The following is a 23,981-nucleotide window of genomic DNA, read 5'->3' on the forward strand; positions in this document are numbered from 1 at the left end:
GGTAGTCTAGTGCCGGGGCGCTCTCCCTGCAACCTTTACCCCCCTTTGGATAGAATATAATCGATGAATTTTTTAGCTCACCTGCATCTAGCCCATCTCGCGGAAAGCTCGCTTTCCGGCAATTTACTGGCTGATTTCGTACGCGGAAATCCTGAAGAAAATTTTCCGCCCGACGTCGTGGCTGGCATTCATATGCATCGCCGTATCGACGTACTGACCGATAATCTGCCGGAAGTCCGCGAAGCAAGGGAGTGGTTTCGTCGTGAAACCCGCCGCGTTGCGCCTATTACGCTGGATGTCATGTGGGATCACTTTCTTTCCCGCCACTGGTCGCAGCTGTCGCCGGACTTTCCACTACAGGAATTTGTTTGTTATGCCCGCGAGCAAGTGATGACGATTTTGCCGGACTCACCGCCACGCTTTATCAATCTGAACAACTACTTATGGTCTGAGCAATGGCTGGTTCGCTATCGCGATATGGATTTCATCCAGAACGTGTTAAACGGCATGGCAAGCCGTCGCCCACGTCTGGATGCCCTGCGTGACTCCTGGTACGATTTAGACACCCATTACGACGCCCTGGAAACCCGCTTCTGGCAGTTTTATCCGCGGATGATGGCGCAGGCGTCACGCAAGGCGTTATAAGAGGTTAATTCATCCACACCGTAGCCGAAATGGCAGACAAAGCCAGAATCCCGTCCGTCAGTTGCCCATGCCCCTCCTTGCGTTGCCATTGCGCGACATTGAGTAACGGCGACGCGGGTAGCACCACTTCACAGGCTTCGCCACGGTTGATAGCCACCAGCACACGCTGCTGATTCAGCACGCGGACAAATACCACTACGTTATCTTCCGCATATACCACCTGGCAGCCACCACGACGCAGCGCATGGCTTTTCTTACGTAGCGCAATCATTCGCTGGTACAGCGCGAATAATGCCGTATCCTGTTTATCCACCTGCCAGGGGAACGGTTTACGGCAAAACGGATCGTTTTTGCCATCCACCCCCACTTCATCACCGTAATAAATACACGGTATGCCAGGCCAGGTAAGAAGCCAGACCACCGCCAGCGGCAGACGCGCGACATCCCGACCGAGAAGTGTTTTAAATCGCGCAGTATCGTGGCTGTCGAGCTGATTAAACATGCGCAATTGCTGTTGATGAGAAAGCCCTGCGCGGTAATTATCCATCCAGGCCATACAGGTTTGGGCGTCAATTTGCTGCGGATCGTAAGAGATATCAGTGTTGGCAAGAAATCCCCACAACGGGAATGTGAAGCCACGATAGTTCATGGCGGCATCTTCCACATCGGCCTGTAGCCATTGCCGTGCATCGCCAAAATGTTCGCCGACTATATACGCTTCCGGTTGGGTTTCTTTCGCGGCTTCGGTGATCCCAGCGACGTGCTGTAAATTATTGCGCGCCCCACCCGCTTCTCCCAGCATATGCACCACATCCAGCCGCCAGCCGTCCATATTCCATGGTGCTTTCAGCCAATGGCGGACAATGCTGTCTTCCCCGCGATAAATTTCATTTACCAGACTTTCCGATTGATAATCCAGCTTCGGCAGGCTGGCATAGCCCAGCCAGTCGAGCGCCGTGCCATCATCGCTAAATGAGTACCAGTCACGCCAGGGCGATTCGGGGTTGTGACAAGCGCCACCTGTCCCACGATTATGTCGGTCAAACCAGGCATGGGAATCGCCACTGTGGTTAAACACGCCGTCCAGCACCAGCCGCATTCCCATCTGCTGTGTATTGTTTCGTAAACGCAGCAACGCCCCATCGCCGCCAAACTGCGGATCGACATGGCGATAATCCTCGGTATCGTATTTGTGTACGCTGGGGGCTTTAAACACCGGATTAAGATACAGCGCCGTCACGCCGAGCTTTTTCAGATACGGCAGTTTTTCGCTGATACCGTCCAGATCGCCGCCATAGAACGTTGATCCGCCCGCCTGCGCCGTGACCGGTTCATCCCAGTCACGCAATATGATCTCTTGTCCGGCTGCGTGATGGTAATAAACATGATCCTGTTCAGCTTCACGAGGAAGACTACGGGCGAAACGATCAGGGAAGATCTGATAAAAAATCTGATCTGCCGCCCATTGTGGCCCGATGTCCGGTACATCGACGGCAAACTGCTCCAGTCGCGCTGGCGGCATTCGGCTGAAGCCCTGCGGTGTAAACCAACGCTGGTGATCGTGCCACAATAATTTGAAGCTATAGCGCCGCCGGGGTTGCCCAATGGAAATATCGATGGCCGCCCGCCATGCCGTGACACCAGGCAGGGGCTGACTGCGCTGCTTATGCATCGGTACTGACGTTTCTTCGTTATCGTTTTCTGTACGTAGCATAATCCGCTGCGGTGGGTCTTCGCCTGTCAGCCACAGTGTAATGAGTAGTTGATCTTTGCTTTGTTTAACAAATGGGGGCACCGGCAGGTGCCATGCATTTAACATCATAATTCCCCTGTGATGAAAATCTGATCACCTTGCCATAGCCTAATGCAGGATCACTCATCATCTGAAGGATATTTGGGGGAGGAGGACGGGGGCGGATAACTTTCGGAATAGCCGGATCAGGGCTTGCCTTGATCCGGCTTACAGAACGCAGTGATTAGTGATTTTCAGCCAGCTGACGATCGTGGCGGCGTTTAAACATCCAGCCAATCAACAGCAGAACAATCCACGCGAAACCAACGTACAGCGAGATACGTGTGTCCGGATGATAACCAATCAATCCGATAATAAAGAGCAGGAAAATCAAACCGCCGATGGTCGTTGCTACCCCACCTGGTACTTTAAATTTCAGTGCCTTCACTTCTTCTGGTGGCAAACGGCGACGGAAAGCAATTTGCGACAGCAGGATCATAATCCATACCCACACCGTGGCGAAGGTTGCCAGCGAAGCGATCACCAGGAAGACATTTTCCGGCATGATGTAGTTCAGATATACCGCAAACAATAGCGCGGTAGTCATCACCAGCACCGTGACCCACGGAATACCGCGACGCGAGGTTTTGCTGAAAATTTTCGGCGCGCTACCCTGCTCTGCCATGCCGTGAAGCATACGACCTACGCCAAATACGTCACTGTTAATTGCTGACAGCGAAGCGGTCAGCACAACAAAGTTAAGAATGCTGGCGGCAAAGGTAATGCCCATATGCTGGAACGTCAGCACGAACGGGCTACCGGCAGTGCCAACCTGATTCCACGGATAGATAGACATAATGACGAACAGCGTACCGACGTAGAACACCAGAATACGCATCGGCACGGAGTTAATCGCACGCGGAATCGATTTTTCCGGATCTTTCGCTTCCCCGGCGGTAATCCCGATAATTTCGATCCCACCGTAAGCAAACATTACCATTTGCAGCGACATCACCATGCCAAGCCAGCCGTTACTGAAGAAGCCGCCGTTGCTCCAAAGATTATGGATACCGGTCGGTTGCCCGCCGTTGCCAATCCCCCAGATAATGATGCCGAAACCGGCGACAATCATGATGATGATGGTGGCGACTTTAAAGAACGAGAACCAGAACTCAAGCTCACCAAATACCTTCACGCTCATCAGGTTTACGGCGCAGATAATCAGCACTACGCTCAGTACCCAAATCCAGTGTGGCACCGTCGGGAACCAGACGCCCATATAGATACCGAAAGCGGTCACATCGGCGATGGCGACAATAAGGATTTCAAAGCAGTAGGTCCAGCCAGTGATATAACCTGCCAGTGGACCGAGGTTTTCCTGCGCATAGCGCGAGAAAGAGCTGGCTGCCGGGTTATGTACCGACATTTCCCCCAGCGCACGCATAATGATATACGCCGCGATACCACCGATAATATAGGCCAACAACACGCTCGGACCGGCCATTTTGATGGCGTCTGCCGAACCGTAAAACAACCCGGTGCCAATTGCTGAACCCAGTGCCATAAAGCGTATGTGTCGGGTACTTAGCCCACGCTTTAGCTTGTTCTTACTTTCCATCAATTCCTAACCCATCAACACAATAAAAAACCACGGGGCATCGCAGCCCCGTGGTTAAAACAAATATTCAGTGATTTAGTGAGCGCTGGAGGTCACCTGACGACCTGCCGCGCGATCCCAAATAATGGCCAGAACCACCATCACCACTGTTGGCATTAACCACGCAAGACCTTGTTCGGCCAGCGGTAAGCGCTGCGCCCAGGACGGTAAGATATCGCTGAATGCAGATGCTTTGATCCCGTCGAGAATACCAAAAAGCAGGCTGATAAACATCGGCGGAGCAATCACGCGGGACGAATTATGCCACCATGAGCGTGTAAAACTTAATACAACCAGTGCGATACACGGCGGATAAATAGCGGTCAGCACCGGTACGGAGATCTGAATCAGCTGGCTCAAGCCGAGGTTAGACACCACCATCGAGAAGCCGCCGAGGATAAACACCAGCGTACGATAGGAGAGCGGTACGTACTGAGCAAAGAATTCTGCACAAGCACAGGTCAGGCCAACCGCCGTGACCAGGCAGGCGATAAAGATTAACGCCGCCAGCAGGAAGCTACCGCCGCCGCCAAAGGTGTGCTGAACGTAGGCATGCAGAATAGCCGCACCGTTTGCAGACTGATCGACCAGCGACGCGCTGTCTGAACCCAGACGGAACAGTGCAAGGTACAGCAGAGTCAGACCAACACCCGCCATCAGGCCAGCCCAGACGGTATAACGGGTCAGCAGACGCGCTTCGGTAACGCCGCGAGAACGCGCCGCATTAACAATAACGATACCAAACACCATCGCGCCCAGCGTATCCATGGTCAGATAGCCATTAACGAAGCCGTTAGAAAACGCGGCGTTTTGATAAGCCTCAGTCGCCGTGCTGATAGAGCCCGCTGGCCAGACAATTGCCGCAACAGACAGGATGACCAGCGCGATAATTTTCAGCGGTGCCAGGAAGTTACCGACGGTATCCAGCAGTTTGCCCGGATAGAGCGAAACCAGAATAACGATAGCGAAATAGACCAGGCTGTAGATTAACAGCGGCAGCGCGGAGTCACCCGTCAGGGGCGCAATGCCCACTTCAAAGGAGACGGTGGCTGTACGCGGCGTGGCGAACAACGGCCCTACAGCCAGGTAGCAAACCGTTGCCAGCAGTACGCCAGCGACTTTACCAATTGGCGTGCTGAGGCTGTCAACACCGCCGCCAACTTTCGCCAGCGCCACCACCGTTAATACCGGCAGGCCAACGGCAGTAATGAGGAAGCCGAATGCCGCAGTCCAGACGTGTTCGCCTGCCTGCAAGCCGACCATTGGAGGGAAAATGATGTTACCTGCGCCGACGAACAACGCAAATGTCATAAAGCCCAGAGCGATGATATCGCGCGATCTTAATTGATGGGTCATAAATCATACTGCCTGTGGATGTGGTGTTGTAACGTTAAATTTTTGTGCCAATCCCTGGGGATGATACAGCGGTATATTTAAACAATTTTAGCGGGAAATACTCCCAACCAGGCGCGGCGAAGAATAGTTTTTCGATTTACCGCGTGAATGCAGTCAGCATGACAGCACCTGAAGCGCAATTTAAACGCTTATAACGTTTTAAAGCAAGAAGGGATCTAAAAACCAGAGGTATATAGCGATAAGAAATCACCAACCAGTATAAAACACTATTTCCGCGAAAAAGACATGGCTAATCATGCGAACAAAAAATCACCAACCGTTGTAAAATCTAACGCCCGTATTTTGACTGCAAAGAAAATAAGCCAGCATCAGCTGGCTTATGGCAATAAAAGATGACAAAGGCGGATTATTCGCTGTTTTTGGCAATTAAACGTTCCGGGATAACAAAACTGAAACGCGTACCTTTTCCCACCGTACTCTCAATATGCAGGCGACTTTCGTGATGATTCACCGCATGTTTCACGATCGCTAACCCTAATCCGCTACCGCCAGTTTGTCGGGAACGTGCTTTATCAACGCGATAAAAACGCTCGGTCAGGCGCGGAATATGCTCCGGTGCGATGCCCGCTCCATTATCTTCAACGCTAAATTCGGCACCGTGCGGCACTCGCTGCCAGCGTACGGTGATATGCGTACCTTCCGGCGTATGATTCACGGCGTTATAAACCAGGTTCGAAATCGCGCTGCGAAGTTGGTCTTCGTTGCCAGACACCTTGAGGTCGTTATCTATTTCAAAGGTAAATGTCTGTTTTTTCTGACTCAGAGTCTGAGCCTCGCGCTCAACAACGCGCAGCATCATCGGCACATCAACCTTTTCATTGAGCAACTGCGTCGGTGCGGCTTCTATTTTCGACAGCGTCAGCAATTGCTTCACCAGCCCTTCCATCCGCTGGGTCTGCTCGCGCATGGTGTGCAACGCTTTTTCACGTACCGCACCTTGCAGTGGTTGCTCATCCATCATCTCCAGGTAACCCTGTAACACTGTCAATGGCGTACGTAACTCATGGCTCACGTTGGCAAAAAAGTTACGCCGCGCCCCTTCCAGTTGATGCATTTGCGTGACATCACGCGCCACCATCAGCAACTGTTTGTGGGTATAAGGCATGACGCGAATTTCCAGATGCCGCCCGGTATTGAGCACCAGATTGAGCGGGCGAGAAAAATCACGCGTTTTCAGATATTGCGTAAACTCCGGATAACGAAGCAGATTAAGGATGTTCTGCCCGTTATCTTCCGGCCAGCGCAAACCAAGAATTTGTTGCGCCAGACCATTACACCAGAAAATACCGCCCTCTTCCGTGGTCAGCACCACCGCATCAGGCAGCGACTCCGCGCCGCTACGAAAGCGTTTAATCAGATTGCCCAGTTCGCGGCGACGTTTTTTATTACGCAGCTGCATCTGGTGTAAGCCGTATAGCAGCGGTTCCCAGCTACCACGCCCCGGAGGCGGGGTCATACTGCGATCCACCCACAGCCACCATGAAAGGCGCAATAAATTCCAAAAATGCCAGATAAGCAGTCCTGTTACCGATGCCAGCAAAAACCAAGGCAGGTAACCAAAAAATGCACCCAGGATGAAAGCCGGGAGGCAGCAAAGTAGCAGCTCCAGCACCAGCCTTTTCCACGACAGCCGTTCCAGCACGTAAGATACTCCAGTTAAGAAATCATAAGCCCTGCTCTGCGTCCGATGAGCAAGGCGTTAAAAGCGGGTTGAAAAACGATATCCTGTACCGCGTACGGTCTGCACCATGCGGTCATGTCCGCCGGGCTCCAGTGCCTTACGCAGGCGACGAATGTGAACATCGACCGTGCGGTCTTCCACATATACGTTGGTTCCCCAGACGTGGTTTAACAGCTGCTCGCGGCTGTACACGCGCTCGGGATGCGTCATAAAAAAGTGCAGCAGTTTAAATTCTGTCGGCCCCATCTCCAGCGGTTCTTCGCCCGCCATCACCCGGTGAGATGTCGGGTCGAGACTGAGCCCCTGCATCTCGATCACCTCTTCCACCGCCATTGGCGAAATACGGCGCATTACCGCTTTGATTCGTGCCACCAGTTCCTTCGGCGAAAACGGCTTGGTGATATAGTCATCCGCACCGGTTTCAAGGCCGCGCACGCGATCTTCTTCTTCCCCTCTGGCGGTCAGCATCACCACTGGAATATCCCGGGTCATCGACTCGCGCTTGAGGTGTTTGATGAACTGGATACCGGAGCCGCCAGGTAACATCCAGTCAAGGAGAATTAAATCCGGCCAGGGTTCATTCAGTTGATTCACAGCACTGTCATAATCTTCCGCTTCGACCGGCTGAAAGCCATTTTGTTCGAGCACGAAGCAGACCATTTCGCGAATTGGAGCTTCATCTTCTACGACCAGAATACGTCTCGCCATGATTTGCCCTGTTGTAATAAATAGGTTGCGATCATTAATGCGACGTCATTATGCGTCAGATTTATGACAGATTTATGAAAAGCACGTCGCACATATCTTCAGGTAGTTGATTTCCGTGGCGCAGAAAAAAGCAAATGGCACATCTGTTTGGGTATAATCGCGCCCATGCTTTTTCGCCAGGGAATCGTTATGCGCATCCTTCACACCTCAGACTGGCACCTCGGCCAGAACTTCTACAGTAAAAGCCGCGAAGCTGAACACCAGGCCTTTCTTGACTGGCTGCTGGAAACAGCGCAAACCCATCAGGTGGATGCGATTATTGTTGCCGGTGATGTTTTCGATACCGGATCACCGCCCAGTTACGCCCGCACGTTATACAACCGTTTTGTTGTCAATTTACAGCAAACGGGCTGTCATCTGGTGGTACTGGCAGGAAACCATGACTCGGTCGCCACGCTGAATGAATCGCGCGATATCATGGCGTTCCTCAATACTACCGTGGTCGCCAGCGCCGGACATGCGCCGCAAATCTTGCCTCGTCGCGACGGGACGCCAGGCGCAGTGCTGTGCCCCATTCCTTTTTTACGCCCGCGTGACATTATTACCAGCCAGTCGGGGCTTAACGGTATTGAAAAACAACAACATTTGCTGGCGGCTATTACCGATTATTACCAACAACATTATGCCGATGCCTGCAAACTGCGCGGCGATCAGCCTCTGCCCATCATCGCCACGGGGCATTTAACGACCGTTGGTGCCAGCAAAAGTGACGCCGTGCGTGACATTTATATTGGCACGCTGGACGCCTTCCCGGCACAAAACTTTCCGCCAGCCGACTACATCGCGCTCGGGCATATTCACCGCGCACAGATTATTGGCGGCATGGAACATGTTCGCTATTGCGGTTCCCCCATTCCACTGAGTTTTGATGAATGCGGAAAAAGTAAATATGTCCATCTGGTGACATTTTCAAACGGCAAATTAGAGAGCGTGGAAAACCTGAGCGTGCCGATAACGCAACCGATGGCGGTACTGAAAGGCGATCTGGCGTCGATTACCGAACAGCTGGAACAGTGGCGCGATGTATCACAGGAACCACCTGTCTGGTTGGATATCGAAATCACTACTGATGAGTATCTGCATGATATTCAGCGCAAAATCCAGGCATTAACTGAATCACTGCCTGTCGAAGTATTGCTGGTACGCCGCAGCCGTGAACAGCGCGAGCGTGTGTTAGCCAGCCAACAGCGTGAAACCCTCAGCGAACTCAGCGTCGAAGAGGTGTTTAATCGTCGTCTCGCACTGGAAGAACTGGATGAATCACAGCAGCAACGTCTGCAACATCTTTTCACCACGACGCTGCAGACCCTCGCCGGAGAACACGAAGCATGAAAATTCTCAGCCTGCGCCTGAAAAACCTGAACTCGTTAAAAGGCGAATGGAAGATTGATTTCACCCGCGAGCCGTTCGCCAGCAATGGGCTGTTTGCGATTACCGGCCCAACCGGCGCGGGGAAAACCACCCTGCTGGATGCCATTTGCCTGGCGCTGTATCACGAAACTCCGCGCCTTTCTAACGTTTCACAATCGCAAAATGATCTAATGACCCGCGATACCGCCGAATGTCTGGCGGAAGTGGAGTTTGAAGTCAAAGGTGAAGCGTACCGTGCCTTCTGGAGCCAGAATCGGGCGCGTAACCAGCCAGACGGTAATTTGCAGGTGCCGCGCGTAGAGCTGGCGCGCTGTACCGATGGCAAAATTCTCGCTGACAAAGTGAAAGATAAGCTGGAACTGACGGCGACGTTAACCGGACTGGATTATGGGCGTTTCACCCGTTCGATGCTGCTTTCGCAGGGGCAATTTGCTGCCTTCCTGAATGCCAAACCAAAAGAACGCGCGGAATTGCTCGAGGAATTAACCGGCACCGAAATCTACGGGCAAATCTCGGCGATGGTCTTTGAGCAGCACAAATCGGCCCGCACTGAGCTGGAGAAACTGCAAGCGCAGGCCAGCGGCGTCGCGTTATTAGCGCCAGAACAAGTGCAATCGCTGACAGAAAGTTTGCAGGTACTCACTGTCGAAGAGAAACAGTTACTCGCCGCGCAGCAGCAAGAACAACAATCGCTAAACTGGTTAACGCGTCTGGACGAATTGCAGCAAGAAGCCAGCCGCCGTCAGCAGGCATTGCAACAGGCGTTAGCCGAAGAAGAAAAAGCGCAACCTCAACTGGCGGCGCTCAGTCTGGCACAACCGGCGCGAAATCTTCGTCCGCACTGGGAACGCATCGCAGAACACACTGCGGCACTGGCGCATACTCGCCAGCAGATTGAAGAAGTAAATACTCGCTTACAGAGCACAATGGCGCTTCGCGAGAGCATTCGCCACCACGCGGCGAAGCAGTCAGCAGAATTACAGCAGCAGCAACAAAGCCTGAATGCCTGGTTACAGGAACACGACCGCTTCCGTCAGTGGAACAACGAACTGGCGGGTTGGCGTGCGCAGTTCTCCCAACAAACCAGCGATCGCGAGCATCTGCGGCAATGGCAGCAACAGTTAACCCATGCTGAGCAAAAACTTAATGCGCTTGCGGCGATCACGTTGACGTTAACCGCCGATGAAGTTGCTAGCGCCCAGGCGCAACATGCTGAGCAACGCACGCTGCGTCAGCGCCTGGTCGCGCTGCATGGGCAGATTGTTCCCCAACAAAAACGCCTGGCGCAATTACAGGTTGCTATCCAGAATGTCACGCAGGAACAGACGCAACGTAACGCCGCACTTAACGAAATGCGCCAGCGTTATAAAGAAAAAACGCAACAACTTGCCGATGTGAAAACCATTTGCGAGCAGGAAGCTCGTATCAAAACGCTGGAAGTTCAACGTGCGCAGTTACAGGCGGGTCAGCCTTGCCCACTTTGTGGTTCCACCAACCACCCGGCGGTCAAGGCGTATCAGGCACTGGAACCGGGTGTTAATCAGGCCCGCTTACTGACGCTTGAAAACGAAGTGAAAAAGCTCGGGGAGGAAGGCGCGGCGCTGCGCGGGCAACTGGATGCATTAACGAAGCAGCTTCAGCGCGATGAGAACGAAGCGCAAAGCCTCCGACAAGATGAGCAAGCACTTACTCAACAGTGGCGAGCTGTCACAGCCAGCCTCAATATCACCTTGCAGCCACAGGACGACATTCAACCGTGGCTGGATGCACAAGATGAACATGAACGCCAATTGCGGTTACTCAGCCAACGACATGAATTACAAGGGCAGATTGCTACGCATAATCAGCAAATTATCCAGTATCAACAGCAAATTGAACAATGCCAGCAGCAACTCTTAACGGCATTGGCGGGTTATGCACTGACATTGCCACAGGAAGATGAAGAAGAGAGCTGGTTGGCGACGCGTCAGCAAGAAGCGCAGAGCTGGCAACAGCGTCAGAACGAATTAACCACGCTGCAAAACCGTATTCAGCAACTGACGCCGATTCTGGATACGTTACCGCAAGGTGATGAGTTACCGCACAGCGAAGAAACTGTGGCGCTGGAAAACTGGCGGCAGGTTCATGAACAATGTCTCGCATTACACAGCCAGCAGCAGACGTTACAGCAACAGGATGTTCTGGCGGCGCAAAGTCTGCAAAAAGCCCAGGCGCAGTTTGACACCGCGCTACAGGCCAGTGTCTTTGACGATCAACAGGCGTTCCTTGCGGCGCTAATGGATGAACAAACACTAACCCAGCTGGAACAGCTCAAGCAGAATCTGGAAAACCAGCGCCGTCAGGCGCAAACGCTGGTCACTCAGACAGCTGAAACGCTGGCACAGCATCAGCAACACCGACCTGACGGCCTGGATCTCAGTGTGACGGTGGAGCAGATTCAGCAAGAGTTAGCGCAAACTCACCAAAAGTTGCGTGAAAACACCACCAGTCAGGGCGAGATTCGCCAGCAGCTGAAACAGGATGCGGAAAACCGTCAGCAACAACAAACCTTAATGCAGCAAATTGCTCAAATGACGCAGCAGGTTGAGGACTGGGGATATCTGAATTCGCTAATAGGTTCCAAAGAGGGCGATAAATTCCGTAAGTTCGCCCAAGGGCTGACGCTGGATAATTTAGTCCATCTCGCTAATCAGCAACTGACTCGCCTGCATGGGCGCTATCTGTTACAGCGCAAAGCCAGCGAGGCGCTGGAAGTCGAGGTTGTCGATACCTGGCAGGCAGACGCGGTACGCGATACCCGTACGCTTTCTGGCGGCGAAAGTTTTCTCGTCAGTCTGGCGCTGGCGCTGGCGCTTTCGGATCTGGTCAGCCATAAAACGCGTATTGACTCGCTGTTCCTTGATGAAGGTTTTGGCACGCTGGATAGCGAAACACTGGATACCGCCCTTGATGCCCTGGATGCTCTGAATGCCAGTGGTAAAACTATCGGTGTGATTAGCCACGTTGAAGCGATGAAAGAGCGTATTCCGGTGCAGATCAAAGTGAAAAAGATCAACGGCCTGGGATACAGCAAACTGGAAAGTGCGTTTGCAGTGAAATAACTATTCAGCAGGATAATGAATACAGAGGGGCGAATTATCTCTTGGCCTCGCTGGCCGTTATCCTGCAAGCTATCACTTTATTGGCTACGGTGATTGGTAGCCGTTCTGGTGGTTGTGATGGTGGTATGAAAAAAGTCATTTTATCTTTGGCTCTGGGCACGTTTGGTTTGGGGATGGCCGAATTTGGCATTATGGGCGTGCTCACGGAGCTGGCGCATAACGTAGGAATTTCGATTCCTGCTGCCGGGCATATGATCTCGTATTATGCGCTGGGGGTGGTGGTCGGTGCGCCAATCATCGCCCTCTTTTCCAGCCGCTACTCACTCAAACATATCTTGTTGTTTCTGGTGGCGTTGTGCGTCATTGGCAACGCCATGTTCACGCTCTCTTCGTCTTACCTGATGCTCGCCATTGGTCGGCTGGTTTCCGGCTTTCCGCATGGTGCATTTTTTGGCGTCGGGGCGATTGTGTTATCGAAAATTATCAAACCCGGCAAAGTCACCGCCGCCGTGGCGGGGATGGTTTCGGGGATGACAGTTGCCAATTTGCTGGGCATTCCGCTGGGGACGTATTTAAGTCAGGAGTTTAGCTGGCGTTACACCTTTTTATTGATCTCTGTGTTTAATATCGCGGTGATGGCATCGGTCTATTTTTGGGTGCCGGATATTCGCGACGAGGCGAAAGGAAAGCTGCGCGAACAATTTCACTTTTTGCGCAGCCCGGCCCCGTGGTTAATTTTCGCTGCCACGATGTTTGGCAACGCGGGTGTATTTGCCTGGTTCAGCTACGTAAAGCCATACATGATGTTTATTTCCGGTTTTTCGGAAACGGCGATGACCTTTATTATGATGTTAGTTGGGCTGGGGATGGTGTTGGGGAATGTGCTAAGTGGCCGGATTTCAGGACGTTATTCACCACTACGCATTGCGGCAGTGACTGATTTCATTATTGTGCTGGCATTGCTGATGCTCTTTTTCTTCGGCGGCATGAAAACAACGTCGCTTATTTTTGCTTTTATTTGTTGCGCGGGATTATTTGCCCTCTCTGCACCGCTGCAAATATTGTTACTGCAAAATGCCAAAGGTGGAGAATTATTAGGTGCCGCAGGTGGGCAAATAGCGTTTAACCTCGGTAGCGCCGTCGGCGCATATTGCGGAGGTATGATGCTGACGCTGGGGCTGACTTATAATTACGTGGCGCTGCCTGCCGCCCTGCTCTCGTTTGCTGCGATGTCGTCGTTGCTACTGTATGGTCGCTATAAGCGCCAGCAAGCGGCGGATAGTCCGATGCTGGCGAAACCACTGGGATAGGTTGCAGTCACTGCTTGTTGTCGGATGCGGCGCGAGCGTCTTATCCGACCTACGCGAGCTGCTCATTTTGTAGGCCTGATAAGACGCGGCAAGCGTCGCATCAGGCATGATGCACCAATTGTCTACGTTTTTTATTCTTATGACCATAACCATGCAGCGCCGCGTACGCCGCTGGAATCACCATGTTTCGCCTTACGCACCGGTGTTTCACATTCGCCACCGAAGACAAATTGTTTAATCAACTGCGGAACCGTTTGATATAAACGATCTACATTGCTCATCCCGCCCCCCAACACAATCACATCCGGATCGAGAATATTCACGACATGTGCCAGCGATTTTGCCAGCCGCAGCTCGTAACGACGCAATGCCAACTCCGCTACCGGATCGCTTTCTTCAACAAGGCGGATAATTTCACTACCTTTCAGCGCATGTCCGCTCAAACGATGATAATCCGTCGCAAATCCCGTACCCGAAATAAAGGTTTCAATGCAGCCTTGTTTGCCGCAATAACAAGGGACTTCCTCGCGATAACGCAGTTCATCTTCGTCCATCCACGGTAGCGGATTGTGTCCCCACTCGCCTGCCGTGCCATTGCCGCCGATATGCGCTCGACCATTGAACGCTACGCCCGCGCCGCATCCCGTGCCGATAATCACGGCAAATACCGTCTGCGCTCCCGCTGCTGCGCCATCTACCGCTTCCGAGACCGCCAGACAGTTGGCGTCATTTGCCAACCGCACTTCCCGTTGCAACCGCGCGCTTAAATCTTTATCAAATGGCTGACCGTTAAGCCAGGTTGAATTGGCATTTTTCACCACGCCAGTGTAAGGCGAAATCGAGCCTGGAATGCCCATGCCTACCGTTCCGCGCTGCCCTGTCGCCTGCTCCGCCATATCAACCAACGTGGCGATCGTTTCGATGGTCTGATGGTAATCATCACGCGGTGTGGGCAGACGATGACGATACAACTGCTCCCCTGCATCGCCCAGTGCAATCACTTCAGTTTTAGTGCCGCCTAAATCGATACCTATACGCACGGTACTCTCCTTATTTTTTTCAATATCAATAGCGTAGAGACGGACAACCGGATTGGCAATGCAAGGCCGCCGACAATTCGTTATCATGCCCGCTAAATTTAACGACAAGGCCGTGGAAATTATCATGCTGTGGTTCAAAAATTTAATGGTTTACCGTCTTAGCCGCGAGATTTCGCTGCGTGCAGAAGAGATGGAAAAACAGCTAGCCTCGATGGCATTTACCCCATGCGGCAGCCAGGACATGGCGAAGATGGGCTGGGTTCCTCCGATGGGATCGCACAGCGATGCGTTAACGCACGTTGCCAATGGTCAAATTGTTATCTGCGCGCGCAAAGAAGAAAAAATCCTCCCGTCTCCGGTGATTAAACAGGCGCTGGAAGCAAAAATCGCCAAGCTGGAAGCGGAACAGGCGCGCAAGCTGAAGAAAACCGAAAAAGATTCGCTGAAAGATGAAGTGCTGCACTCTCTTCTGCCGCGCGCTTTCAGCCGTTTCAGCCAAACTATGATGTGGATCGACACGGTAAACGGTTTGATTATGGTGGACTGCGCCAGTGCCAAAAAAGCAGAAGATACGCTGGCATTACTGCGTAAAAGCCTGGGGTCGTTACCGGTTGTACCATTGAGCATGGAAAACCCGATTGAACTGACGCTGACCGAATGGGTACGCTCTGGTAGTGCGGCACAAGGCTTCCAGCTGCTTGATGAAGCCGAACTGAAATCGTTGCTGGAAGATGGCGGCGTGATCCGCGCGAAGAAACAAGATTTGACCAGCGAAGAAATCACCAACCACATTGAAGCAGGAAAAGTGGTGACTAAACTGGCGCTCGACTGGCAGCAGCGCATTCAGTTTGTGATGTGCGACGATGGTTCACTCAAGCGTCTGAAGTTCTGCGACGAGCTGCGCGATCAAAACGAAGATATCGACCGTGAAGATTTTGCCCAACGTTTTGATGCCGATTTCATCCTGATGACCGGTGAACTAGCCGCATTAATCCAAAACCTGATCGAAGGATTAGGTGGCGAAGCACAACGTTAATTGCTGATTTGCCTTTAATGCCGGATGCGACGCCTGCGGCGTCTTATCCGGCGTACGAATCCACACCAGGCATATAATCATTCGCTACGGCGGGCAATAATTTTTAGCGCAGCAATATTATGCGTTTTACGCCGTAACTGATCCAACCGTCTCATCCCTATTCGCCTGTCAGCGGCACGCAGAATATTCACTAACCCCCATTTATCGCTGGTAAATTGTTTCGTTAACAGCTCCGCTTTTGGGGTATCAATATATTCACGCAATAAATCAGAAATTGAACAAATATCCGTCAGATAAGGATACCAGCAAGTTTCACCATGAAAATTACGCACTCCACCATTGCCTGCCATAAAGTCTTTTGGGTAATCCCAGATCACGTCTTTATCCAACGTGATCCAATAACGCGGTAAATCGGTGCTTCCACCATTTTGGCTGCGCATGGGATAACGGGTACAGTGAATTTGCAGGTTGATCGTTGGCGTCAGTAAGTCATAAATCTCCCTCTGTAACTTGCTCCAGGGGCGTTGTGTCATTGTTTTTCCTCAAGCCGATTACGCGCTTCACTGCGAATTTGCCGCGTTGCCCCGGTTTTCACTAAATCACGTAACTGCGAAAGATCGGGCTGATCGACAAATAAGATTAATGATGGATCCTCTTTTAACCACGCCGTTTTCACATCGGCAGCCAACTGTGGATTATTAATAGCCAGCGCCCGATCCTGTGACTCAGTCAATGTCGTTAACAAAGAGGCTGGGGTATGTACATTGCGCAACGCCGTCTGCCGCAAATGATCATTGTGACTTTTCAGCAATCCGCACCACCATTCATCATCTGATTTATCTTTTATCGTATCCAGCTCCGCAAAAATATCGCTTTCCTCATGATTCCAGCGGTGTAATCCTCTTTCACTTTGTCTACGGGTGCTATTTTTCATACTGACAATAGACAACGCCCAGTCGGAGTTAAAACGATACTGTTGATCGAGTTTGTTGATAATTCCGGAGGGTAAATCTTTATTATCAAATAACTGGTTTCGCATCCGATAGCGGTATTCAGCAGGTAAATAAACCAGTAAATCGATAGCATTATTAAGCATCTCTTCGTCAATAATACCATTATCAATCAGCGCCAGCTGTACTTCGTAGGCTTGCTCTTGATCTTCTTGCCGTTTACTCATCATTAATTTTAAGGTGTGTTGCCATAATTGTTTCTTATACTCCAGAGGTAACAATTTATCGCGTGCCAGCTCATACCAGATGCTGGGAATGTCATGCTGATTCAGTAGATAACTAATCACTTCCTTCGAGGTCAGATAACGCATGCCGTCACGTAAGTTGTGCACATCTTCTTTTGCCAAAGTCAGTTGACGCGACTCCGGCAAAGCGACCAATAACGCCTTCACGATATTTTTATTTTCTTTATTATCCAGATACATTTGTTCTGCGATACGTTCAACATCCTCTGTCCTCAGGGTCGCTGACAGTTGGGTGATTTTTAGTTCAGTAAGCGTCCGGGCTAATGCTTGACGAACTTTCAGCGATTTATCTTTACTCAACAACACCGCTTGTTGTGCGGTTAAATCGGTTCCGGTAATTCTTTCGCGTAACTCCGGATCTTCGCTATTTATCAATTCATCAACCACTGCAGTTGGAACCAGCCAGGCGTAATCGTAATGGCTGATTAATGTCTTGCGCACACTGAGAAAAGGGCTTTGACTTAACGACACAACAATATCAGGAGAAAGATTATCCTGTCTGGCCTGCTCCAGCTGTACGCTCTCGACGGGTACAGACATTAATTTTTTATTCACTTCGGCGGATATATTGCTGTTTTTAACCAGTCCTCTGGCAACAGCTTCATCTTTAATTAATTCATCGGTAAGCAAATGCATGTGTTGAGCAGGCCAGGACTGCGCCATTGATTCACGCGTCTGGTCATCAGGGTGCTGTAACAATTGCAGCATAACGGCGGTTGACAAACTTTCTATATGAGTCAGAAAACGTGCCACCAGTGGATCTTCATGCTTTATTTTATCCGCAAGGAAATTATCGAGTTTCCCCGTTTCAATCCATTGTAATTTCTCATTAATTTCAGGAGCAGCTTTATCTCGAAAAAGAGGTAAACCCTGAACGATATTGTCTACGACGCTATCATAGTCAGGATACGCATTGGAAATATTATCGGTTTCGATTTCACTATGATCATAAAGATTAGGCGTCACCAGTGAATAGGATTTTTGAATATTCTCGTCCCAGTTATATTCTTCACCGCTTTCATCTTCATTGATATAAAACTCAGCTTTGATGACCTCAAATTGCGTTGCTTTATCGGAAACAATAATGCCTCGCGCGCTAATTCCTTTCATCACTTCAAAGTTGTGATCATTATAATCAGCATAAACCAAACCTTTCGCTGTCATCTGACCTTTCACATACGCGAAATCATGATTAATAAAGTTGTCGACAATAACATTACCTAATACAATCAGATGACCATTACCTGACAGATAATCATCATAATCGCCGGAAATCGTTAAATTACCGTTCACCACCAGTTTATTTTGATTGCTGAAGTTAGCGGGTAATGATAGGTCACCATTATGATAATACCAGCGGATATTATCTTTTAGCATATAAGCAGCTTCCATACTATCGTTGGTTGCCGCTTTAACCACGTTGCGCTCATCTGCCGTCATAAGATGAAAGTCAGAGGTGATAAGGTCCTCGCTACTGATCCACTCTATGGCACATGCATTGCCAGTCATAAAAAACACGACCATACAGATGACCAATATATTAATTCTATTCATAATCTTCACTGATATTTATATCAACCTTGATGAATTATGAATATATCGGAAATCGAAAAAATCGCAGCAAAGGAAATATTATTATGGGTTAAAGAGAGGATATTTCAGAAAAATGCCCTCCCGTTCAAGGGGAAGGCGGGGAATTACAGATAGCGGCACAGATAAGAGGTAGGTTCGGCAACTTGCAGATGAAACTCACTGTGACCGGGAACATGAAATACCGAACCGGCTTCGTACACTTGCCAGTCGGTCGCGTCAGGCAGTAACACATTCAGCGCGCCACTGATTACCGTCATCTCTTCCGGTTCAGCGGTGCTGAAGGTGTATTCGCCTTCAACCATAACACCTACGCTGGCGCGGCCAGTGCTACTGCTGGAAAAGCCGATCGATTTCACTTTGCCGGAAAAGTACTCATTACTTTGAAGCATAAACTGGCCCTGTCTGGTAGTTGAACATCTACTTCACTATAGGGGCCAGAGGCGCTGGCTGTCACGCAAAATTACACCAGTAATTCCGCAGCTAGCCGTGCAATCAATACGTTAGAGAGCAAGACAGGAACATCGAGCTGTTTTTGCAGTAAATCGCGATGACGTTGGTTAAATCCCAAACAATCCAGCATGATGACATCAGCCCCTTTTGCCAGTAATTCTTTCCCGGCATCAATGATTTTTTGTTCCGAATCATGAATGGGGTTACCCAATGAAAATACTGGCGGTTTCTGCAAAATTTGCCATTTTTGCGCCTGAACGGGCAGCATCTCCTCAACCGGAACGATAACCCCCACCTGATGATCTTCAACAATAGAGGAAACCAGCGGTGGCAATATTCGCGACGGCTCAAGAAAGATCGTATTACGCGCGGTCATACTCCTAATGTTTGCCGTACTCATTAATATAATGACGTCGTAACCCTGATTATCGAGCACTTCAACCACACCTTGCAGGTCTCGCTCCACTTTGCGACGCGAAACATGGGCCAGCTGGTTGTCATTTAATAATGTGAGAATTGTGTCTTCGCCTGCTTCTGGCGCGTACTCCGCCATCACTTCTTCGCGGCTTAACTTCCCCAGCAGGCTATGATGGGAAATATTATCTTCGTCAATGTATTCTGTCAGGAGCGGCAAAACTTCCTGCATAGGTACAATGCCGATGGTCAGGATCGCCAACGACGCACTCATTGTTCTTCCACCTTACTTTTATTTCGTCGTTAATTACCGGGCAAGCGCTAAGCACCACTGCCGACACTTACCTGTGCTACAAATGACAAAAAGCGTAGCAGCAGACCTGCACGGCATAATGTAAAGATTCCAAATGATTCCAGTAATGGATTGTTATTGTTTAATATTCTAATTATTTGAAAAACATGAATTGTGAAAAATGTGACGCAGATCCCTTGTGGTGGCACTCAGAATCCCTTCCGAGCAGTCTGATGCGGTCACTCTTTGTCAGGGTCCTCATAGCGTTTTTTCGCATCCATCGCTTCCTGAGCGGTCGGATGTTCACTGATCAACGAGTCTGGTTTAGGATGATCGGCTCTGAGTTGGTACCAGGTTACCGTCTGTCCTGGCTTTCCTTTTTCAATCGTCACTATATATGCTTCACGAGGATAAGGCGGTTTCGTTGGCATCGTTCTTCCTTATTTCACGGGATGAACGTTAAGTATAGGCGCTCGAAAATCAACAATTGATCGTCTGTGCCAGGGCGCTGCGAATTTCAGAAATCACCTGGCTGGGTTCGTTTGTTGCGTCGATGATAATATGCGCAACTTCGCGATATAGCGCATCGCGTTCTTCCAGCACTTCCTGAACTTCTTCGCTCAGCGGTTTCCCCGTTAAGGTTGGCCGTAAATCTTCTTCCGGTGCAGCTTGCAGTCGGTTAACCAGGACTGATACTGGCGCACACAAATAAACCACGATCCCGTTATTTTGCATAAAGTGACGATTAAATTCCGTCAGGATAATGCCGCCGCCCGTGGCGATAACGGTGGATGGCGCAGTTACCGCTTCCAACGCCGCCGTTTCTCTGGCGCGGAATCCCGCCCACTCTTCCCTTTCGACGATCTCCGCGACCGTCATATTGAGCTGTGATTGCAACCACTGGTCGGTATCGACAAATCGACGGTTAAGCGAATCGGCAAGGGCCATTCCGACCGTTGTTTTACCACAGCCCCGAGGCCCGATCAGAAAAAGAGGTTGTGTCATCGTGGGTTTTCCCCAATAGGTCGCAATGCGGCGAAAGCCGGTGTCATGAGAATAGCGATCATACCATCAAACTAGTACAATTTCGATTGTAAAGAAAAAATTCCACTTAAAGTGAAAATTTTAATACATCCCTTACTATACCAATAAATTTTCAAGAATGAAGTGTAAATAATAAATTACATTCAGCCACGACTACGTTGCACTTCCAGCCACCACTTCTCCAGCTCCGCGGCAAAGGCCTGGCGGTCACGTTGTGAAAGGCTATCTGGTCCCCCGGTCTGGATCCCACTGGCGCGTAAGGTATCCATAAAATCGCGCATCGTCAGGCGCTCACGAATGGTCGCTGGTGTGTAACGTTCGCCGCGTGGATTAAGCGCCGCAGCGCCTTTCTCGATGGCTTCAGCAGCCAAAGGAATATCTGCGGTGATCACCAAATCGCCCGCTTCACTCTGCCGGACAATTTCGTTATCGGCAACGTCGAAACCTGCCGCGACACGCAGCGTACGAATAAATCGCGAAGGCGGTACGCGTAAATTCTGGTTTGCTACCAGTACCAGCGGCATCTGCATACGTTCAGCCGCGCGATACAAAATCTCTTTAATTACATTGGGACACGCGTCGGCATCCACCCAAATTGTCATAAAGTCATCCTTTGTTGGGTAATTCTCTATTGTGTCGCGCTTTTGCCTTCCGGCATAGTTCTGTTTATGCTTCTGCCAGCGATTATCAAAACAATGAATTTCACGGCAGGAGTGAGGCAATGGAAAAGAAAATCGGTTTTATTGGCTGCGGCAATATGGGAAAAGCCATTCTCGGCGGTCTGATTGCCAGCGGTCAGGTGCTTCCAGGGCAAATCTGGGTATATACCCCCTCCCCGGATAACGTCGCCGCCCTGCATGACCAGTTCGGCATCAACGCCGCAGAATCGGCGCAAGAAGTGGCGCAAATCGCCGACATCATTTTCGCCGCCGTTAAACCGGGCATCATGATTAAAGTGCTTAGCGAAATCACCTCCAGCCTGAATAAAGACTCTCTGGTCGTTTCTATTGCTGCGGGTGTCACGCTCGACCAGCTTGCCCGCGCGCTGGGCCATGACCGGAAAATTATCCGCGCCATGCCGAACACTCCCGCACTGGTTAATGCCGGGATGACCTCCGTAACGCCAAACGCGCTGGTAACCCCAGAAGATACCGCTGATGTGCTGAATATTTTCCGCTGCTTTGGCGAAGCGGAAGTAATTGCCGAGCCGATGATCCACCCGGTGGTCGGTGTGAGCGGTTCTTCGCCAGCCTACGTCTTTATGTTTATCGAGGCGATGGCCGACGCCGCCGTGCTGGGCGGGATGCCACGCGCCCAGGCGTATAAATTTGCCGCTCAGGCGGTAATGGGTTCCGCAAAAATGGTGCTGGAAACGGGAGAACATCCGGGGGCACTGAAAGATATGGTCTGCTCACCGGGAGGCACCACCATTGAGGCGGTACGCGTACTGGAAGAGAAAGGCTTCCGTGCCGCAGTGATCGAAGCGATGACGAAGTGTATGGAAAAATCAGAAAAACTCAGCAAATCCTGATGACTTTCGCCGGACGTCAGGCCGCCACTTCGGTGCGGTTACGTCCGGCTTTCTTTGCTTTGTAGAGCGCCAAATCTGCCGATTTCAACCACTCCCGATAGTGACTCATTTGTGGATTCAGCGGCGCGACACCCACACTAATCCGTAACATCACCTGCGGTGTATTCGGCAAACGTAACGTATTTAGCCCTTCATGTACCCGTAACATGGCGGTAATGGCGCTCTCAGCTGGCGTACCGGACATGATCACCGCAAACTCATCGCCACCAAACCGACCAATCACATCGCTACCGCGCAGGGTAATTTGTAATTGTCGGGTAAGCGCCACAATCGCTTCATCGCCCACATCATGGCCCCAGGTATCGTTGATGCTCTTGAAATGGTCGATATCGATAATCAGTAACGTCGCATCGCGGTTATGCCGCCGACAGTTATCAAATTCATTGCGTAACATAGTTTCCCAATGACGTCGGTTATACACGCCCGTCATACCGTCGCGGGTACTCATGACCTGCAATCGGCGTTTATGTTCCGCCAGTTTAGTCGCCGTCTGGTAGCTGACCCAACCAAACAGCAGAGGATAAATGACGATAATGGGAAGGGAGAGCCACCATTCCAGCGGCGCACTATTGAACGACACGGTGATACCCGTCAGTTCGAGGGTGACAAGGCAGGAAACCACCATCAACACCAGACCCGCGACAAACAGACGGGGGCCGCCTGCCCCCATCAAATTCAGACACATAATCATCAACATCGCGGTGGAAGGCAGCACGTTTACGCCCATTACGCCTACCCACATTCCCGCTAATACTGCATCGGTTTTTAAGTTATAAATTTCCCGGCTAAGCGGATCGACAGCCCTACTTGCAATCTGCCAGGCTAAATGCGGCCAGACGAACGCCCAGCCGACCAACACCAGCCACCACCAGCCCGGCGGCGGGTGCGAAACCAGCGTTGAAGCAATCGGTAAGAACATGCCAGCCAGGCCAACCGCGCGGGGTAGTCTGACGCGACGGGCGAAGCGCAGCCCGGACCGCTGATGTTCGTTTTGAGGAGTTAAAGGAGGTTCCTCCCCATGCGCCGCCGCTTTTTTGAAAAAGTTTTCATCATTCATTATTTTTGGGAACATTCAGAAACAATTTTCCCAAATTATAGAGACGGGGCTAAAGGCAGAAGTATGAAATTTCGGGTGAGCCATTTTCGTAGCTCACCCGTTAGCACTATCAGGTATCAGGCGGCTTTCTTGAGGCAGGCGCTCATAAACTTATTACGATCATCACCTTTCAGAGATTGTTGCGTTGCTTGATTATTACATTCGCGCATCTTTTGCTGCTGTGGCGTCAAACTTTTTTCACCAGGCGCAGACTTGCTGTTCTTCAGGCAATCACTCATGTAGGTCTTACGAGCATCCCCTTTCAACGCCTGCGCCGTCGCCTGCTGATTACAGGAGGTCATACGCTGTTGTTGCGGGGTTAAGGTTCTCTCGGCAGCGCCGACGGTGGTTAAAAAAACCAGTCCGAAAAGCAAGGTAACCAGTAATGTTATTTTCATAGCACCATCCCTCTTCATGTTTTAACCATGAGCGTTTGCGCCCGTGATCTGCCATTAAGTCTGGTTGCTAACCGCAAAAAAACCACCCGGC

21 protein-coding genes are annotated in these 23,981 nt (G+C 50.8%); 6 read left to right on the plus strand and 15 right to left on the minus strand.

Annotated features, from left to right (window positions below; genetic code table 11):
- Positions 1–63 precede the first annotated feature (63 nt).
- Positions 64–645 (plus strand): ACP phosphodiesterase, encoded by a 582-nt coding sequence (gene acpH / locus BEB42_RS08050; protein WP_001009864.1) that lies wholly within the window; start codon positions 64–66, stop codon positions 643–645.
- A 4-nt stretch (positions 646–649) separates the two neighbouring features.
- Here acpH and malZ read toward each other — a convergent pair whose 3' ends face one another.
- From malZ to phoB, 5 genes are all read right to left on the minus strand, one after another.
- On the minus strand, positions 650–2,467 hold the full coding sequence (gene malZ, locus BEB42_RS08055; RefSeq protein ID WP_000979371.1) for a maltodextrin glucosidase: 1,818 nt from the start codon (positions 2,465–2,467) through the stop codon (positions 650–652).
- A 154-nt stretch (positions 2,468–2,621) separates the two neighbouring features.
- The gene (proY, locus tag BEB42_RS08060) at positions 2,622–3,995 is read right to left on the minus strand and encodes a proline-specific permease ProY (RefSeq protein WP_001353407.1); all 1,374 of its coding nucleotides are present in this window, start codon (positions 3,993–3,995) and stop codon (positions 2,622–2,624) included.
- A 75-nt stretch (positions 3,996–4,070) separates the two neighbouring features.
- The gene (brnQ, locus tag BEB42_RS08065) at positions 4,071–5,390 is read right to left on the minus strand and encodes a branched-chain amino acid transporter carrier protein BrnQ (RefSeq protein ID WP_000149650.1); all 1,320 of its coding nucleotides are present in this window, start codon (positions 5,388–5,390) and stop codon (positions 4,071–4,073) included.
- A 406-nt stretch (positions 5,391–5,796) separates the two neighbouring features.
- Positions 5,797–7,092 (minus strand): phosphate regulon sensor histidine kinase PhoR, encoded by a 1,296-nt coding sequence (gene phoR / locus BEB42_RS08070; RefSeq protein ID WP_105267275.1) that lies wholly within the window; start codon positions 7,090–7,092, stop codon positions 5,797–5,799.
- A gap of 57 nt (positions 7,093–7,149) precedes the next feature.
- Positions 7,150–7,839 carry a phosphate response regulator transcription factor PhoB gene (phoB, locus tag BEB42_RS08075; protein ID WP_000113933.1) on the minus strand — a complete coding sequence of 230 codons (690 nt, stop codon included), beginning with the start codon at positions 7,837–7,839 and terminating at the stop codon, positions 7,150–7,152.
- A gap of 189 nt (positions 7,840–8,028) precedes the next feature.
- Here phoB and sbcD point away from each other — a divergent pair, with 189 nt between their 5' ends.
- From sbcD to araJ, 3 genes are all read left to right on the plus strand, one after another.
- A complete protein-coding gene (gene sbcD / locus BEB42_RS08080) occupies positions 8,029–9,231 on the plus strand; it encodes an exonuclease subunit SbcD (RefSeq protein ID WP_001221338.1) in 1,203 nt (400 codons plus the stop codon).
- Positions 9,228–12,371, plus strand: a complete 3,144-nt coding sequence (gene sbcC / locus BEB42_RS08085; RefSeq protein ID WP_105267276.1) for an exonuclease subunit SbcC — start codon at positions 9,228–9,230, stop codon at positions 12,369–12,371. Before sbcD ends, sbcC begins: the two co-directional genes overlap by 4 nt.
- A gap of 125 nt (positions 12,372–12,496) precedes the next feature.
- Positions 12,497–13,681, plus strand: a complete 1,185-nt coding sequence (gene araJ, locus BEB42_RS08090; protein WP_024218665.1) for an MFS transporter AraJ — start codon at positions 12,497–12,499, stop codon at positions 13,679–13,681.
- A 137-nt stretch (positions 13,682–13,818) separates the two neighbouring features.
- Here the strand turns inward: araJ and mak are convergent, their stop codons facing one another.
- Positions 13,819–14,721 (minus strand): fructokinase, encoded by a 903-nt coding sequence (gene mak, locus BEB42_RS08095; RefSeq protein WP_001219292.1) that lies wholly within the window; start codon positions 14,719–14,721, stop codon positions 13,819–13,821.
- Positions 14,722–14,845: 124 nt separating this feature from the next.
- Between mak and rdgC the strand changes: the two genes are divergently transcribed.
- Complete coding sequence (gene rdgC, locus BEB42_RS08100; protein ID WP_001298537.1) at positions 14,846–15,757, plus strand: recombination-associated protein RdgC; 912 nt, start codon at positions 14,846–14,848, stop codon at positions 15,755–15,757.
- Between the two features lie 77 nt (positions 15,758–15,834).
- Here the strand turns inward: rdgC and BEB42_RS08105 are convergent, their stop codons facing one another.
- The 7 genes from BEB42_RS08105 to BEB42_RS08145 all read right to left on the minus strand — a co-directional run bounded on the left by BEB42_RS08105 (position 15,835) and on the right by BEB42_RS08145 (position 21,407).
- Positions 15,835–16,290, minus strand: a complete 456-nt coding sequence (locus BEB42_RS08105) for an SF0329 family protein (protein ID WP_000194192.1) — start codon at positions 16,288–16,290, stop codon at positions 15,835–15,837.
- Positions 16,287–18,566 (minus strand): DUF2773 domain-containing protein, encoded by a 2,280-nt coding sequence (locus BEB42_RS08115; RefSeq protein ID WP_123058302.1) that lies wholly within the window; start codon positions 18,564–18,566, stop codon positions 16,287–16,289. Before BEB42_RS08115 ends, BEB42_RS08105 begins: the two co-directional genes overlap by 4 nt.
- A 143-nt stretch (positions 18,567–18,709) precedes the next feature.
- Positions 18,710–18,994, minus strand: a complete 285-nt coding sequence (gene ppnP / locus BEB42_RS08120) for a pyrimidine/purine nucleoside phosphorylase (protein WP_000941940.1) — start codon at positions 18,992–18,994, stop codon at positions 18,710–18,712.
- 71 nt (positions 18,995–19,065) lie between these two features.
- Complete coding sequence (locus BEB42_RS08125) at positions 19,066–19,743, minus strand: AroM family protein (protein WP_001276408.1); 678 nt, start codon at positions 19,741–19,743, stop codon at positions 19,066–19,068.
- 257 nt (positions 19,744–20,000) lie between these two features.
- Positions 20,001–20,192, minus strand: a complete 192-nt coding sequence (gene yaiA / locus BEB42_RS08135) for a protein YaiA (protein ID WP_001142439.1) — start codon at positions 20,190–20,192, stop codon at positions 20,001–20,003.
- A 49-nt stretch (positions 20,193–20,241) separates the two neighbouring features.
- Positions 20,242–20,766: a shikimate kinase AroL gene (gene aroL / locus BEB42_RS08140; protein WP_000193393.1), complete on the minus strand. Its 525-nt coding sequence runs from the start codon at positions 20,764–20,766 to the stop codon at positions 20,242–20,244.
- A 182-nt stretch (positions 20,767–20,948) separates the two neighbouring features.
- Positions 20,949–21,407 carry a YaiI/YqxD family protein gene (locus tag BEB42_RS08145; protein WP_000158146.1) on the minus strand — a complete coding sequence of 153 codons (459 nt, stop codon included), beginning with the start codon at positions 21,405–21,407 and terminating at the stop codon, positions 20,949–20,951.
- Between the two features lie 119 nt (positions 21,408–21,526).
- Between BEB42_RS08145 and proC the strand changes: the two genes are divergently transcribed.
- A complete protein-coding gene (proC, locus tag BEB42_RS08150; protein ID WP_001353410.1) occupies positions 21,527–22,336 on the plus strand; it encodes a pyrroline-5-carboxylate reductase in 810 nt (269 codons plus the stop codon).
- A 16-nt stretch (positions 22,337–22,352) separates the two neighbouring features.
- On the opposite strand, the gene adrA is transcribed toward proC, so the two are convergent.
- The gene (gene adrA, locus BEB42_RS08155) at positions 22,353–23,468 is read right to left on the minus strand and encodes a diguanylate cyclase AdrA (protein ID WP_000484041.1); all 1,116 of its coding nucleotides are present in this window, start codon (positions 23,466–23,468) and stop codon (positions 22,353–22,355) included.
- 101 nt (positions 23,469–23,569) lie between these two features.
- Positions 23,570–23,890, minus strand: coding sequence for a phosphate starvation-inducible protein PsiF (psiF, locus tag BEB42_RS08160; protein ID WP_001295332.1), 321 nt, complete (start codon positions 23,888–23,890; stop codon positions 23,570–23,572).
- Between the last annotated feature and the right edge of the window lie 91 nt (positions 23,891–23,981).

This window comes from Escherichia sp. MOD1-EC5990 (assembly GCF_002965285.1).
Taxonomy (GTDB): domain Bacteria; phylum Pseudomonadota; class Gammaproteobacteria; order Enterobacterales; family Enterobacteriaceae; genus Escherichia; species Escherichia coli_F.

What these genes read in the sequence shown, in the direction of transcription:
- aroL (WP_000193393.1), bottom strand. Translation starts at nt 20,766, where the DNA reads ATGACACAACCTCTTTTTCTGATCGGGCCTCGGGGCTGTGGTAAAACA.
- acpH (WP_001009864.1), top strand. Translation starts at nt 64, where the DNA reads ATGAATTTTTTAGCTCACCTGCATCTAGCCCATCTCGCGGAAAGCTCG.
- rdgC (WP_001298537.1), top strand. Translation starts at nt 14,846, where the DNA reads ATGCTGTGGTTCAAAAATTTAATGGTTTACCGTCTTAGCCGCGAGATT.
- BEB42_RS08125 (WP_001276408.1), bottom strand. Translation starts at nt 19,743, where the DNA reads ATGAGTGCGTCGTTGGCGATCCTGACCATCGGCATTGTACCTATGCAG.
- proC (WP_001353410.1), top strand. Translation starts at nt 21,527, where the DNA reads ATGGAAAAGAAAATCGGTTTTATTGGCTGCGGCAATATGGGAAAAGCC.
- BEB42_RS08115 (WP_123058302.1), bottom strand. Translation starts at nt 18,566, where the DNA reads ATGAATAGAATTAATATATTGGTCATCTGTATGGTCGTGTTTTTTATG.
- psiF (WP_001295332.1), bottom strand. Translation starts at nt 23,890, where the DNA reads ATGAAAATAACATTACTGGTTACCTTGCTTTTCGGACTGGTTTTTTTA.
- yaiA (WP_001142439.1), bottom strand. Translation starts at nt 20,192, where the DNA reads ATGCCAACGAAACCGCCTTATCCTCGTGAAGCATATATAGTGACGATT.
- BEB42_RS08145 (WP_000158146.1), bottom strand. Translation starts at nt 21,407, where the DNA reads ATGACAATTTGGGTGGATGCCGACGCGTGTCCCAATGTAATTAAAGAG.
- adrA (WP_000484041.1), bottom strand. Translation starts at nt 23,468, where the DNA reads ATGTTCCCAAAAATAATGAATGATGAAAACTTTTTCAAAAAAGCGGCG.
- sbcC (WP_105267276.1), top strand. Translation starts at nt 9,228, where the DNA reads ATGAAAATTCTCAGCCTGCGCCTGAAAAACCTGAACTCGTTAAAAGGC.
- phoB (WP_000113933.1), bottom strand. Translation starts at nt 7,839, where the DNA reads ATGGCGAGACGTATTCTGGTCGTAGAAGATGAAGCTCCAATTCGCGAA.
- brnQ (WP_000149650.1), bottom strand. Translation starts at nt 5,390, where the DNA reads ATGACCCATCAATTAAGATCGCGCGATATCATCGCTCTGGGCTTTATG.
- ppnP (WP_000941940.1), bottom strand. Translation starts at nt 18,994, where the DNA reads ATGCTTCAAAGTAATGAGTACTTTTCCGGCAAAGTGAAATCGATCGGC.
- proY (WP_001353407.1), bottom strand. Translation starts at nt 3,995, where the DNA reads ATGGAAAGTAAGAACAAGCTAAAGCGTGGGCTAAGTACCCGACACATA.
- sbcD (WP_001221338.1), top strand. Translation starts at nt 8,029, where the DNA reads ATGCGCATCCTTCACACCTCAGACTGGCACCTCGGCCAGAACTTCTAC.
- malZ (WP_000979371.1), bottom strand. Translation starts at nt 2,467, where the DNA reads ATGATGTTAAATGCATGGCACCTGCCGGTGCCCCCATTTGTTAAACAA.
- BEB42_RS08105 (WP_000194192.1), bottom strand. Translation starts at nt 16,290, where the DNA reads ATGACACAACGCCCCTGGAGCAAGTTACAGAGGGAGATTTATGACTTA.
- araJ (WP_024218665.1), top strand. Translation starts at nt 12,497, where the DNA reads ATGAAAAAAGTCATTTTATCTTTGGCTCTGGGCACGTTTGGTTTGGGG.